Origin of the sequence: Nocardiopsis sp. TSRI0078, from assembly GCF_001905145.1 — a bacterium.
Lineage (GTDB): Bacteria > Actinomycetota > Actinomycetes > Streptosporangiales > Streptosporangiaceae > Nocardiopsis.
The window spans coordinates 370089-383453 of the sequence record NZ_LWLB01000001.1 but is presented as its reverse complement, the minus strand read 5'-3'; the positions used below and the strand labels follow the sequence as shown (position 1 = coordinate 383453).

Annotated in this window: 11 protein-coding genes; 3 read left to right on the top strand and 8 right to left on the bottom strand. The window is 72.1% G+C overall.

The annotated features are described in order from the left end of the window. Nucleotides 1–242: 242 nt before the first annotated feature. Nucleotides 243–1337 carry an enoyl-CoA hydratase/isomerase family protein gene (locus tag A6A08_RS01745; protein ID WP_073701057.1) on the top strand — a complete coding sequence of 365 codons (1095 nt, stop codon included), beginning with the start codon at nucleotides 243–245 and terminating at the stop codon, nucleotides 1335–1337. A 155-nt stretch (nucleotides 1338–1492) separates the two neighbouring features. Here A6A08_RS01745 and A6A08_RS01740 read toward each other — a convergent pair whose 3' ends face one another. Both A6A08_RS01740 and A6A08_RS01730 read right to left on the bottom strand, forming a co-directional pair. Beyond that, nucleotides 1493–2674 carry a beta-1,3-glucanase family protein gene (locus A6A08_RS01740; RefSeq protein WP_073700704.1) on the bottom strand — a complete coding sequence of 394 codons (1182 nt, stop codon included), beginning with the start codon at nucleotides 2672–2674 and terminating at the stop codon, nucleotides 1493–1495. 659 nt (nucleotides 2675–3333) lie between these two features. Continuing rightward, a complete protein-coding gene (locus A6A08_RS01730) occupies nucleotides 3334–3822 on the bottom strand; it encodes a GreA/GreB family elongation factor (RefSeq protein ID WP_073700702.1) in 489 nt (162 codons plus the stop codon). Between the two features lie 194 nt (nucleotides 3823–4016). Here A6A08_RS01730 and A6A08_RS01725 point away from each other — a divergent pair, with 194 nt between their 5' ends. Continuing rightward, nucleotides 4017–5579: a CdaR family transcriptional regulator gene (locus tag A6A08_RS01725; protein WP_073700701.1), complete on the top strand. Its 1563-nt coding sequence runs from the start codon at nucleotides 4017–4019 to the stop codon at nucleotides 5577–5579. 94 nt (nucleotides 5580–5673) lie between these two features. Here the strand turns inward: A6A08_RS01725 and mnhG are convergent, their stop codons facing one another. From mnhG to A6A08_RS01695, 6 genes are read right to left on the bottom strand one after another with little or no spacing between them, the layout of a single operon-like run. Beyond that, on the bottom strand, nucleotides 5674–6075 hold the full coding sequence (mnhG, locus tag A6A08_RS01720; RefSeq protein WP_073700700.1) for a monovalent cation/H(+) antiporter subunit G: 402 nt from the start codon (nucleotides 6073–6075) through the stop codon (nucleotides 5674–5676). Next, complete coding sequence (locus A6A08_RS01715) at nucleotides 6072–6422, bottom strand: monovalent cation/H+ antiporter complex subunit F (RefSeq protein ID WP_073700699.1); 351 nt, start codon at nucleotides 6420–6422, stop codon at nucleotides 6072–6074. Before A6A08_RS01715 ends, mnhG begins: the two co-directional genes overlap by 4 nt. Then, nucleotides 6419–7060 carry a Na+/H+ antiporter subunit E gene (locus A6A08_RS01710; protein ID WP_073700698.1) on the bottom strand — a complete coding sequence of 214 codons (642 nt, stop codon included), beginning with the start codon at nucleotides 7058–7060 and terminating at the stop codon, nucleotides 6419–6421. Before A6A08_RS01710 ends, A6A08_RS01715 begins: the two co-directional genes overlap by 4 nt. Then, on the bottom strand, nucleotides 7057–8715 hold the full coding sequence (locus A6A08_RS01705) for a Na+/H+ antiporter subunit D (protein WP_199866814.1): 1659 nt from the start codon (nucleotides 8713–8715) through the stop codon (nucleotides 7057–7059). Before A6A08_RS01705 ends, A6A08_RS01710 begins: the two co-directional genes overlap by 4 nt. Nucleotides 8716–8717: 2 nt before the next feature. Continuing rightward, nucleotides 8718–9548 (bottom strand): Na(+)/H(+) antiporter subunit C, encoded by an 831-nt coding sequence (locus A6A08_RS01700; RefSeq protein ID WP_073700696.1) that lies wholly within the window; start codon nucleotides 9546–9548, stop codon nucleotides 8718–8720. Then, nucleotides 9545–12496 (bottom strand): Na+/H+ antiporter subunit A, encoded by a 2952-nt coding sequence (locus A6A08_RS01695; protein ID WP_073700695.1) that lies wholly within the window; start codon nucleotides 12494–12496, stop codon nucleotides 9545–9547. Before A6A08_RS01695 ends, A6A08_RS01700 begins: the two co-directional genes overlap by 4 nt. 272 nt (nucleotides 12497–12768) lie before the next feature. On the opposite strand from A6A08_RS01695, the gene A6A08_RS01690 reads away from it, so the two are divergent. Continuing rightward, complete coding sequence (locus tag A6A08_RS01690) at nucleotides 12769–13245, top strand: MarR family winged helix-turn-helix transcriptional regulator (protein WP_073701056.1); 477 nt, start codon at nucleotides 12769–12771, stop codon at nucleotides 13243–13245. The last annotated feature ends 120 nt before the right edge of the window (nucleotides 13246–13365 follow it).

Sequence of the window (13365 nt, the reverse complement as noted above, 5' to 3'; positions counted from 1 at the left end):
GTCGTCGGCGACGCCGCGCTGCCGCGGGGGCCGTGTCCACGCCCTCGCCGTAGCGGCACACGCGGTGACGGCTCCGTGATCGCCTCGAAGGGGCCGTCGAGGCCGTGCGGGGCCGCCGCGGCCTCACCGGGTACCGTCGCTTCGGCGGGGGTGGACGACCCCGCCGGGGACGGCACTGGGAGGATCGTCGGCGACTCGCGCCCGTGCCGACCGCGGGAGCCTTCGACCTGGAGGGAAGCAGCGTGGCCACGAACCCGACCACCGCTCGCGGACAGGCCGTGCCAGAGGACGGGGACAAGGTCCTGGCCCGCGTCGAGGGACGCCTGGGCCGCCTCACCCTGAACCGGCCGCGCGCCATCAACGCCCTCGACCACGCCATGGTGGGGCGCCTCCGGAGGGCGCTCACCGACTGGGAGGACGACGACGCGGTCAGCGCGGTCCTCGTCGACGGCGCGGGGGAACGCGGTCTGTGCGCGGGCGGCGACATCCGCGCGATCCGCTCCAGCGCCCGGGACGGGAGCCGGCAGGCGGCCGCGTTCTGGCGCGACGAGTACCTCCTCAACGCGCACATCGCCCGCTACGCCAAGCCCTACGTCGCCCTCATGGACGGCGTGGTCATGGGCGGTGGCGTGGGCGTGTCCGCGCACGGCTCGGTCCGGATCGTCACCGAGCGCTCCCTGGTCGGCATGCCCGAGACCACCATCGGGTTCGTACCCGACGTCGGCGGCACCTTCCTGCTGTCCCGGGCGCCGGGGGAGGCCGGCACCCACCTGGCGCTCACGGCGGAGCCGGTCGGCGCGGGCGACGCCGTGTACCTGGGCCTGGCCGACCACTTCGTCCCCTCGGAGCGGCTGGCCGACCTCACCGCCGCGCTCGCCGACACCGCGGCCGACGGGGTCGCCGGGACGGTGGCCCGGTTCGCCGAGCCCGCGCCCGCACCGGCCCTCGAATCCCGAAGGCACTGGATCGACGCCTGTTACTCCGCGGACACGGCCGAGGAGGTCGTGGCCCGGCTGCGCGACCACGGCGACCCGGAGGCGGCACTGGCCGCCGAGACCGTCGCGCGCAAGTCGCCGACCTCGGTGAAGGTGGCCCTGGCCGCGCTGCGCCGTGCCCGCGGACTGCCGGGCCTGGAGGCCGTACTGGAACAGGAGTACCGGGTCTCCTGCGCCGCCCTGTCCTCGCCCGACCTGGTGGAGGGCATCCGGGCGCAGGTGGTCGACAAGGACCGCTCTCCCAAGTGGGTGCCCGACTCCCTGGAGGCGGTCACCGACGACGACGTGGCCCGCCACTTCGTCCCGGCTCCGGACGGCCCGCTGGGGCTGGCCGACCTGTGAGGGCCGGGGCGGGCGCTCACCGTACCGCCGGGCACGGTGCGGCGCCCGTCGTACCCCGGCCCACCACACCCCGGCCCACCGCACCGGCAGGTCCCCGGACCGCACCCCCACGCGCGGTGACGGTTCCCCGGTGACCGGGTCGGCGGGCGGGGTGGTCAGAAGGCCGTCAGGGTGATCCCGAGCTCGGCGGGAGCGTGGTCCTGGATGTAGGACGCGAAGCCCGCCACGTCGTCGAAGGCGAACCCGTACGCCCTGCCGTCCAGGGTGTGCTCGTGGAAGACCCCGGCGTAGCGGTTGGTGGTCTGCGCGCGGTAGAAGGTGCCGGGGTCGCTGGTGGGCTGCTCGGCGGAGGTCAGCAGGGTGGACCGGTTGAGGGCGGCGCCCAGGATGGCCGCGACCGGGCCGGTGAGCCCGTCGTTGGGGGCGGCCAGGTTGCCGTCGCAGAAGAAGACGTCCCTGGTCGAGGGCCGGGAGATGGGGGACACGCCGCCGTCGAAGACGAACCGGTCGCCCTGGACCCGTCCGGTGAAGGTCCCCGCGTTGGTGGTGACCCGCAGGTCGTGGGCGGTGTAGTGGGACCAGACCTCGTCGATGTAGGGGTCGTAGTAGTCGGCGGGGAACAGCCCGGCGTCGATCCCGTGCCCGGGGGCGATCACACGCAGGTCGTCGACGACGAGCGACGAGAAGACGGGGTCCGCGGCGAGGGTCTCGAACACGGCGGCGCGTCCGCCGGGCGCGAACGTGCCGGTGGTCTGGTCGGCGTCGCCGGTCAGCCGGATACCGATCGGGACGCTGAACTGGTCCACCATGCTGGTGTTGCAGAACATCCCGTCCTCGTTGTGGGTGAACTCGACCGAGTCGTGCGGCACACCGAACCCGTGGTCGCTCTCCACCCAGCCGGCGGGGAGCTGGAGGGCGGGGGCGCCGTTCCCGTCGAGGACGATGCGGATGCCGAGCTTGCCGCCGAGCGCGATGTAGATCCGGCCGGACATGTAGGGCAGGGTCATGTCGGCGGGCAGGGCGTCGAGCGGGATCGCGTAGTCGGCGTATCCGCCGTCGGTGTTGTCGTCCACGCTGACGGGGTGCGGGACCCCGCCGGAGTCCACCCAGCAGTGCCGGTCGGTGGTCAGGTCGGTGCCGACGATGTAGACGAGCACCTCGCTGTCGGAGTAGCGCCCCGTCTCGTTGGTGATGCCGACCGGGAGCGCCCCCGGGTTGGCGCCGCCGCTCGTGTCCGACTGGAGCGATGCCTGGGTGCCGGACGGGGAGCAGGCGCCGAGCAGGGGGACCCCGGCGGCCAGGGACGCTCCTCCGAGGAAGAGTCTGCGGTTGATCACGGCCGTCTCCTTGGATAGCGGGTAGAGACTGGAAACTAAGTGATCATTTAGTAACGCTCGCGTCAACCGGTGTAACCGCATGTGTTTTAGGAGGGCGGGTGTTTCCCGTGGTGACGACGGGGTTGTGTGCCATGGATCACATCAGGGTGTGCGGAGAGGAAGCGGACCTTGCGCACGGGAGGCCTTCGGACCCCTTCCGGCGCGGGCGGTACCACCTCCGCGGCACCGGACACGTCCCGTCTCCATCACATCCCGTCCCCTTCGGACACGAGTCCCATGACCCGCTTGCGCGTTCGCGTCCAGGGGCACGAGCCCGCGTGCCTCCCGTCGCCGGTCACGGAGGCGGACGGCCGCTGGCGGGTGACGATGGAGTCCGGGTCCGGGGAGTCGCAGGACGGGCCCCGTGGCCTGGAGGGCCCGGTGGAACCGGCGAACACGATCGAGCTGGTGTGGCGTCTGGTGGCGCTGGAGGCCGACGCGGTCGCGGACCTGCGCCGGATCGCGGACATCCCGCGCGGGGCCCGCGCGGGATGTCCGCCCACCGTGACCCGGTGTCCGGACACCGGGCCACGGTGCGGCCTCCGCGTTCTGAGGCGACACCTCCGAGGCGGCCCGGCCCCGGGGCCGGGCCGTCGTGCGGACGGGCCGGCGCGGACGGATCAGTGCGCGACGGCGCTCCGGTACGGTTGCGCGTTCACGAGGGTGACCCCGATGACCGCGCCGCGCGGCGCGGTGAACGTGCGCCGCTCGCCGCGGCGGGCGCCCATCAGCGAAGCGCCCAGCGGGGAGTCGGGGGAGTACACGGCCATCCGGTCCGCCACGGACGCGTCCCGGACGCCGAGCAGGAACTCCTCGGTCTCCTCCTCGCCGTCGTAGCGGATGGTGAGCACCTTGCCGGGGGAGGCGATCCCGTCGTCGGGGGCGGCCTCCTCCACCACGGCCTCGCTGAGCAGCCTCTCGATGGTCTGCATGCGGGCCTGGCGCACCGCGGGGTCGTGAATGTAGCGGGGCGCGGGGAGTGTGCCCCCCGCGCCCCCGTCCGCCCCGGTCCCGGGGCCGTCATCGGGTAGCGCGCGCAGTGCCCGGAGCTCCTCCAGGAGCCGCTCGTGGGCCTCCCGGGTCATCCAGCGTTCGGTGGTCTTCGCCATGGGACGTTCCTTGTCTTCACAGGGCCGCCCGCGGACCGGGCCGCGGACGGGCAAACACAGCGAGGGCCGGGGGTACTGCCGCTCATGACGAGTGTGTCCATGGCCGTCGTGCCGGGCGTTATCCTCAGGCCACAATCAGCTGACCGCTCTTTGTGGGAACAGGACAACGCCCCTGCCGGGGGAAGTGGGGAAACGTGATCCACCTCGACCGTCTCGTCAACGTCCTGGGCGGGTACGGCGCCCGGCTGGCCGGCCCGGAGTCGCTGCGCCGCCGGGAGCTGCGCAGCGTGGCCATGCACGATCCCACCGACGACACCCTGCTCCTGGGCGACGCGTTCCTCGCGGTCGGCGTGGACTCGGCGGCCGAGGCCGTGCGCCTGGCCGAACGGGCCCGCGCGACCGTCGTCATCGTCCGGTCCGCGGACGGTCCCGACGACGAGGTGCGCGGGCGCCTCCGGGAGAGCGGCCCCGCCCTCCTCACCGTGGACCCCGCGGTGTCGTGGAGCCAGATATCCGGCGTCGTCTACGGGCTGGTGCTGGAAGGGCGCGAGACCGAGGCCGGACGCGGACCCAGCGACCTGTTCGCGCTCGCCGACACCATCGCCTCCGAGGTCGGCGGGCCCGTCACCATCGAGGACCGCGCGTCCCGGGTGATCGCCTACTCCGCCTCCCAGGGGGACACCGATCCGGTGCGGCGCCACACCCTGGTGGACCGGCGGGTGCCGGAGGCGGTCCGGGAGCGGTTCGACGCGGACGGGGTGTTCGCCCGGCTGGCGGCCTCCACCGAACCCCGGTTCGTCCCGGGTGTGCCCGCGCTCGGGATGGGCGGGCGCACCGCCGTGCCCATACGGGTGGGCCGCGAACTCCTGGGGTCGCTGTGGGTGGTGTGCACGGCCCCGCTGGACGCGGAGCGGTCGCGGGCGCTGCGCGAGGGCGCGTACACGGTCGGCCTGCACATGCTGAGGGCCCGGGTGAGCAGCGACCTGGAGAGGCAGGTCGAGTCGGAGTCGGTGATCGACCTCCTGGAGGGGTCGGCCGACCCGGCGCAGACGGCCGGACGGATCGGCCTGCTCGCCGAGGGGCTGCGGGTGATCGCCTTCCAGGCCCGTGCCGGCGGCGAGCCCGAGGCCGCGATCCTCCACCTGTTCGAACAGGTCACCACCGGTTTCGGGTGGTCGCGCCCGGGGCGCAGCACGCTGCTGGGGACCACCGTGTACACGGTGCTGCCCTGTGGGGACGACCCCGCTCCCGCGGTGGAGTGGGTGCGCTCCACGCTGCGCGGCCTGCACGGGTCCCCGGGCCTCGTCGCCGGTGTGGGCGGTGTCGCCGACGTCGCGGGCCTGCCCGCGAGCAGGCAGGAGGCGGACGAGTGCCTGACACTGCACGGGCGGGCGCCGGAGGGGGCCGACGCGCTCGTCTACGACGACGCCTGGCACCTCGTGCTGCTGCGCCGCCTGCGGCTGGTGGCCGAGAGCGGCCGCCTGCCCGTCCGCAACCCGGTGGCGGACCTGGTACGGCATGACGCCGAGCACGGAACGGACCACGTGCGTACGCTCCGCACCTGGCTGTACGCGCACGGGGACCTGGGGCGGACCGCGGAGTCCCTGGGCCTGCACACGAACACGGTGCGCTACCGGCTGCGCCGGATGGGCGCGGTCGCGGACCTGCGGCTGCACGACCCCGAGGCCCGTGTGGCGATGACGGTCGCGCTGGCCGCCCTGGCGGACGGCCCCGGGGAGGATGCGTCCGCGGGGTGATCCCGGATGCGCCGACCGGAGGCCGTCTCCTCATCCGTTCCCGACCGATGGCCGACGACGAGGCGGAGCACCTCTGAGGCGCCCCTCCGTGCGCCTACCGGGACATGTCGCCCCCGCCCCCGGCGATCTCGTCGTCGGACGCCAGGCGCGCGGCGAGCTCGTCGCGCGCCATCAGGCTCTCGTCGATACGCCCGGTCCGGTAGCCCACCCGGGCGGTGATGTGGCCCGCCACCGGGATGGTCACCACCTGGAAGAGCGCCACCAGTATCAGCGTCCCGACGTTGAACACGTTGGTCTCCACCGGGACCAGCCGGATACCGATCCCCACCAGTACCAGGAGCAGCCCCAGCACCTGCGGCTTGGCGGCGGTGTGCATGCGCGAGAGCAGGTCGGGAAAGCGGACCAGTCCCACCCCGGCCACCAGGGAGAGCGCCGCGCCGGCCAGGATGCACAGGACCGCCACCCAGTCCAGGACGGTGACGAACTGCTCGCTCACGGGTTCTCCCCCTTCTCCGAGTCGGGAACGGCGTCGGTGGGCGTCGCGGAGGTGGGGTGCGACCCGGTCGTCGAGGGGATGTGCTCTCCCAGCGCGCGCCGGGCGACGAACTTGGCGATGCTGACCGATCCGACGAAGCCCAGCAGGGACAGCACCAGCAGGGTCGGCAGCACCGTGGGGTCGCGGTGGAAGGCGGCGTAGGCCCCGGCGCCGGTCAGCGCCGAGGCGAGCAGCACGTCCACGGACAGGGCCCGGTCCAGGACGCTCGGGCCCATCAGCATCCGGACCATGCCCAGCAGCGCCGCCAGTCCGAGCATGACGCCGATGGCGATCCACAGGGCGTTCACGACCCCTCCTTCCCCTCGTGCCTCTTCTGCTCTTCGAGTTCCTCGGGCCCTCCGGCCCGCAGGGCGGCGATGTCCTCCTGGGTGCCCAGGGCCATCACGAACCGCCTCTCCAGCTTCCAGACGTCCCGGCGGCCCTTCTCGACGGCCTCGTCGTCCCCCACGCCCAGCATGTGCACGTACAGGATGCGCTCGGGCCGGTTGACCTCGACGATCAGGGTGCCGGGGATGACCGAGGCGGCGATCGCGGTGCACACCATCATCAGGTCCGAGTCGGTGCGCATCCGCACCGCCACCACCGAGCTGTGCACGCGCCCGGGCCTGAAGGTCAGCACGGTCACCTGGAAGCTGGCCAAGACCATCTCGACGAGCACGTGCAGGAACAGCCGGACCAGGTTCACCGGGTGGAAGCGGGGACCCGGGGTGATCGGCGGCATCGGGAACAGCACCATGATCAGCACCGACACCAGGAAGCCCAGGACCAGCAGGCCCAGCGACTCCGGGCGCGGCTGGAAGCCCTTGAAGAGCAGCATCCACACCAGGGTCATGCCGAGCGCGACCGGGATCTGGACCTTGCCCAGGCGTCTGCGCAGCGAGATCAGGCCGAGGCTTCTCTTCCGCGGGTTGGTCGTCTTGGTCACCGGTCGCCTCCGAGAACCGCCTCGATGTAGAGGGTGCGTGCCTGGAGCTCGACCGCCGCTTCGTAGGAGTACTCGATCAGCGGGCCCGAGAACACCGTCAGGGCGACGCTGAACGCCACCAGCGCCACCGTGGCGCCGACCATGCTCTTCGGCAGGACCACCGACGTGACCACCGGTGTGGCCGCGGTCGCGGTGTCCCTCAGCCGGGAGGAGGGGCCGACCGCCTCGGCGGGGCCGAGCGCCGCGGTGGAGGGGTCCTCGGCCTCGGTGTCCTCCAGCACGGTACCGGGCTCGGCCACCATGCCCTCGGAGGGCCTTCGCCAGAACGCGTAGTTCCACACCCGGGCGATGACGTACAGGGTGAGCAGGCTCGTGAGCACCGACGTCCCCACCAGGACGTAGGCGAGCGGCGTGCCCGCCTGCACGCCGGCCTGCAGCAGGCCGATCTTGCCGAGGAAACCCGACAGCGGCGGGATGCCGCCCAGGTTCATCGCCGGGATGAAGAACAGGACCGCCAGCACCGGCGCGATCCGCGCCAGTCCGCCCAGGTGGTCCAGGGACGTGGACCCTCCCCGGCGCTCGATCAGGCCGGTGACCAGGAACAGCGTGGTCTGCACCGTGATGTGGTGCGCGATGTAGAACACCGCGCCCGCCATGCCCTGGTCGCTGCCCAGGGCCACGCCGAAGACCATGTACCCGATGTGGCTGATCAGCGTGAACGACAGCAGACGCTTGATGTCGGTCTGCGCGACCGCGCCCAGGGCGCCCATGACCATGGTCGCCAGCGCCACGCACATCAGCAGGACGTTGAGCTGCTCGCCGGGGAACAGGAGGGTCTGCGTGCGGATGATCGCGTACACGCCCACCTTGGTGAGCAGGCCCGCGAACACCGCGGTGACCGGCGCGGGCGCCGTCGGGTAGGAGTCGGGCAGCCAGGCGGCCAGCGGGAACACCGCCGCCTTGATGCCGAAGGCGAACAGCAGCATGATCTGCAGGGTCGCCCTGAGGTCGGTGGACAGCTCCGGCAGCCGCTCGCCGAGGTGGGCCATGTTCACCGTGCCGGTGGCGCCGAAGACCAGCGCGACGGCGATCAGGAACAGCACCGACGACACCAGCGACACCACGACGTAGGTGGCGCCCGCCCGCATGCGGGACTGCGTGCCGCCCAGGGTCAGCAGCACGTAGCTGGCGGTCAGCAGGATCTCGAACCCGACGTAGAGGTTGAACAGGTCGCCGGCCAGGAAGGCGTTGGACACGCCCGCCACCAGGATCAGGTAGGTCGGCTGGTACACCGACAGGGGCGCCACCTCGGCCTTGCCCGCCATGCCCTGGCCGACGGAGTACACCAGCACGGCCAGCGTGACCGCCGCCGACACCGTCACCATGAGCGCGGACAGCCGGTCGGCGACCAGGGTGATGCCGATCGGCGCCTCCCAGCCGCCCACCTGCACGGCCAGCGGACCGTACTCGTGCACGCCCAGCATCAACACCAGGCCGATGGCCAGGACCAGGGTCAGGGAGATGACGCTCAGCCACTGCTGCAGGTGCGGCCAGCGGATGCCGAGGGCCAGCTTCACACCGGCCGTGAACAGCGGAAGCACGACCGGCAGGGGGATGAGGTAGTGCAGGATCCCGGAGAGGTGGTCCACACCCATGGTCACTCGCTCCCTTGCAGGTCGCTGTCCTCGGCACGGGCCAGGCGCTCGCGTTCGGCCCGCATGGTCTGGCGCGCCTGGCGCCGCTGCGAGCGGACGCGGCGGCGCAGCTCGCGCCACAGCTCGCGCTCGGCGGCGCGGTCGGCCCGCCGGTGCTCGCGCAGCCGCCTGCGTCCCTGCCGGATCCGTCCGCGCAGCTCCTGGACCTGGGCGGTCATGCTCTCCGCGCGGTCGCTCAGGCGGCGCATGGTCTCCTGGGACTTCTCGTCGGGATCGTGGTCCTCGGCCTCCAGCTCGTAGCGGGCCAGCTCGGCCTGCGCCCTGGCGATCTCGGCCTTGATGCGGGCCTGCTCGGCCAGCTCCTGGGCGTCGGCGACGGCGATGGTCGCCTGGAGTTCGGCGCGCTGGCGGCGGATGTCGGCCTGGAGCCTGCGCCGCTCCTTGAGGAAGCGCTGGCGCACGGCGCGCCGCCCCTCGCCCTGGACGATGCGGAGGTCCTCGACGTCGTCCTGCACCTCGTCGTTGCCCTCCAGCTGCCAGCTCCGGTAGGCCATGGCCAGCAGGAACGCGGTGACGCCGAGGGTGATGACGAGCGCGGTCAGGATCATCGCCTGCGGCAGCGGGTCCGTCATGTCCTCGGGATCCGTGAGCCACAGGACCGGCGGCCTGCCGGGCTCGCCCGCCATGGCCAGGATCATCAGGTTGACGCCGTTGCTCAGCATGATGAAGCCGAGGAGCACGCGGGTGAGGCTGCGCTCCAGCAGGAGCACGACGCCCACCGCGACGAGGACGCCGACGACGATGACGAGGGCCAGACTGGGTGACTCGTTCACGAGATGACCTCCTCGGCGGGTTCTGCGTCCCTGCCCCGGGCGTCCGCCTTCTCGTGCGCGGCGTTCCGCTCGATCTGCTCGTCGATACGCGCGCCGAGACTGCGCAGGATGTCCAGGATCAGCCCGATGACCAGCAGGTACACGCCGATGTCGAAGATCATGGAGACCGAGACGTGGGCCGTTCCCAGGATCCAGAGGTCGATGTAGGCGTGGCCGCCCGCCAGGACGTTGGTACCGAAGACCGCACCGCCCAGCGCGGTGCCGGTGGCCACGGCCAGGCCGGTGCCGATCAGCGCTCCCGGCTGCACCCACGCGCTGGCGTACAGCTCGAACCGGCCTCCGGCGAGGTAGCGGACGATGAACGCCAGGCCCGCGACGATCCCGCCCGCGAAGCCGCCGCCGACCGAGCCGTGGCCGGTCAGCAGCAGGTACACCGAGATCACCATGACCACCGGGAAGAGGAAGCGCGAGACGACCTCGAAGATGACCGACCGGCGCTCGGTGGGCAGGGCGTCGGCGCCCGGCAGCCAGGTGTGCTGCCACTTGGGCTTGATGTGCATGTCCTGCGGCGCGATCCGGATCCCTCCGAGGTCGGCCCTGTCCTGGTCCTCGGCGGGCTCGGGGGGCTGGGTGACCGACAGGGCCATCACGCCGCCCGGGGCCTTGCGGGGCTGGGCGCGGCGGCGCACGAACATCAGGCTGGCCACGCCGGCGGCCGCGACGGCGAGCACCGAGATCTCGCCCATGGTGTCCCAGGCGCGGACGTCGAGCAGCAGGACCGAGACGATGTTCTCGCCGCCCGCCTCCTTCGCCGCGGCCGGGTACTCCTGCGCGATGGACGGCTCGCGGCGCCCCGCCAGGGCGTACCAGGTCATCGAGGCGACCACGACGCCGGTGGCCAGCCCCAGGGCCAGGTTCCACATCCGGCGGCCGCGCAGGGCGGGCGCCGAGAAGCGGGGCGGGAAGCGGCGAAGCACCAGCACGAAGACCACCAGGCTGACGGTCTCCACGAGGAACTGGGTGAGCGCGATGTCGGGGGCGCCCATCACGTAGAAGAGGGTGGCGACGCCGTAGCCGCCGGTGCCGACGAGGATCACCGCGAAAAGGCGGCGCCGTACGAACAGGGTGAACAGGGAGGTGACGATGATGATCAGGGCGGGGATGACCTGCACGGCGGAGTCCCACAGGCGCGGCCGCGGGTAGTCGCCGTCCCAGATCCGGCCGCCGACCATCCACCATCCGGTGGCGATGACCAGGGCGACCAGGATCGTGCCGAGGTAGATGGGCAGCGAACCGCGCTGGGTGCTGCCGGTGACCTGCAGGGCCAGGTTCTCCAGCCAGGCGAGCATGCGGCGGTAGACCCGGTTGGGGTCGGGCAGCGCCGTCCGGTTGCCCATCCACACGACCTGGTGGCGGAGGCCGAACATGGCCAGGCCGCCGAGGACGCACACCGCCGACAGCAGCAGCGGGAGCTCGAAGCCGTGCCACAGGGCCAGGTGCTTCTCCTCCGCGCCGGGGGCGGAGGGGACGGTGTCCGCGTACACGGCGAGGAGGGGGTCGACCATGCTGGAGAGCGGGCCGCCCAGGAGCCCGAGCCCGGCCATGACCGCGGCGGGCGCCTGGAAGAGGGGGCCGGGGGCGTGGACCTGCGTGGACGCCACGTCCTCCTTGACGGAGAAGGCGCCCCACAGGAAGCGCAGGCTGTAGGCGACGGTGAGGACGCTGCCCACCGTGATGCCGACCAGGACCGCGGTGTCGACGCCGTCGCCGTGGGCGAAGGCGCCGAAGGCCAGTTCCTTGGCGGCGAACCCGAGGGTGGGCGGCAGGCCCGCCATCGAGGCCAGGACCACGACCGTCGTCCAGAAGGAGCCGGGCATGGACGTGCGCAGGCCGGAGAGCTCGCGCAGGTCGCGCGTTCCGGTGCTGTGGTCGATGACGCCGGCCACGAGGAACAGCGGCGCCTTGAACAGCGAGTGCGCGACGAGCATGGAGATCCCGGCCAGGGCCCCGGCCCGGGTTCCCGCGCCCAGCAGCGTGATGAGGAAGCCGAGTTGGCTGATGGTGCCGTAGGCCAGGACGAGCTTGAGGTCGAACTGGCGCAGCGCCTTCCAGCCCGCCAGGACCATGGTGACCGTGCCGAAGAACAGCGCCGTGTACTGCCAGACGACGGCGTCGTGGAAGGCGGGGGTGAGCCGGGCCACCAGGTACACGCCCGCCTTGACCATCGCCGCGGCGTGCAGGTAACCGGAGACCGGCGTGGGGGCGCGCATGGCGGCGGGGAGCCACAGGCTGAACGGCAGCAGGGCCGACTTGGACATCGCGCCGACCATCACCAGGGCGAGCGCGACGTCGACCGCGGTGCCGCCGGGAGGCGCGGCGACGATCTCGGAGATGACGTAGGTCCCGGCGGCCTCGCCGAGCACGACCATGCCGACGAGCATCGCCAGGCCGCCGAAGGTGGTGACGGTCAGGGCCGTCATGGCCGACCGCCGGCTCTCCTTGAGCTCGGTGCTGTGCCCGATGAGCAGGTAGGAGAAGACCGTGGTCAGCTCCCAGTACACGAAGAGCTGGATGAGGTCGTCGGCCAGCACGAGGCCGAGCATGGCCCCGGCGAAGGCGACGAACACCCCGGCGAAGCGTCCGAGGCCGGGTTCGGAGTCGTTGAAGTAGCGGGCGCAGTAGACCAGGATCAGGGCGCCCACGCCCGCGGCGATGAGCGTCATGACCAGGCTCAGGCCGTCCATGTGCAGGCCGAGGCGGAGCGAGAACTCGGGGGCCCAGGACAGGGAGGTGGAGAGCGTCTCCCCGCGCAGGAGGGCGGGCATCTGGAAGAGGACCCAGACGGTGGACGCTCCGGGGACGACGGCGAGCGCGAGGAAGGCGTTGCGGCCCCACTGGCGCACCAGTAAGGGCGCGATCGCAGCCGCGACGAAATGCGCGATCAGCACTGTGGTCAATGCGCCCCTCCCGGACCGGCCCGGGCCCGCCCTGGTCCCGGGCGGACGTCCACTGCCCCCAGCAGCGGCCCGTCTCGCCCACAACCGGATCAGTGGACGGGGTGTCGCTACGGTTTGGAGGGGGCAAGGATGTATGTGAACTTGCGTGCAAAGGCTATTTAATAGCTAGACTACACAAACGTCAAACCACCGCGCGGTCGTGGACCCGCGGCGCCCATCCAGCCTGCGAGGACCGTTTCGTGCCCGACGAGACCCACGAGTTCGTGCCCGACGAGACCCACGGGGCCCGTGTTGACCAGCGCGATGCCGAGCTCGAAGAGTTCCAGCGCGCCTGGACCGAACTCATCAACGCGGCGATCCACGCCCGCTCCCGCAGCGGGCACGGCCACCGGGGTGCCGAAGATCTCACCCTCACCCAGGCGCTCCTCATGGAGGCGGTCCGCGGGATGGACAACCCCAGTGTCGGTTCGGTCGCCCAGATTGTCGGTGTTTCCTCTCCTTCCGCCACACGCATGATCCAACAGCTGGAGCGCAAGGGCATGATGGCGCGCCGTCGTTCCGAACGTGACGAGCGCAGCACGGTGGTGGCCATCACGGAGGAGGGCGAGCGGGTGCTCGCGATCCGCCGCAAGGACATGGAGCGCAAGCAGCGGCAGGTCTTCGACGCCATAAGGCCGTCGCTGAGGCCCCTGGTGCTCACCCTCCTGCGCGACCTCCGCGAGGCCCTGGACGAGACCTGAGGGCGGCGGGGTCTGCCGTGGGCAGATCTGCCCCGGGCCGAAACGGTGGCGGCCGCCCGGTCCGCCGCCGCAGGCTGGGATCACCGGCCGGGCGGGCGACCATCCCGCGAGGGGGCCGGT

Coding starts and splice junctions, on each gene's coding strand:
- A6A08_RS01730 (WP_073700702.1), bottom strand. CDS start 3,822: ATGGCGAAGACCACCGAACGCTGGATGACCCGGGAGGCCCACGAGCGG.
- A6A08_RS01705 (WP_199866814.1), bottom strand. CDS start 8,715: ATGGGTGTGGACCACCTCTCCGGGATCCTGCACTACCTCATCCCCCTG.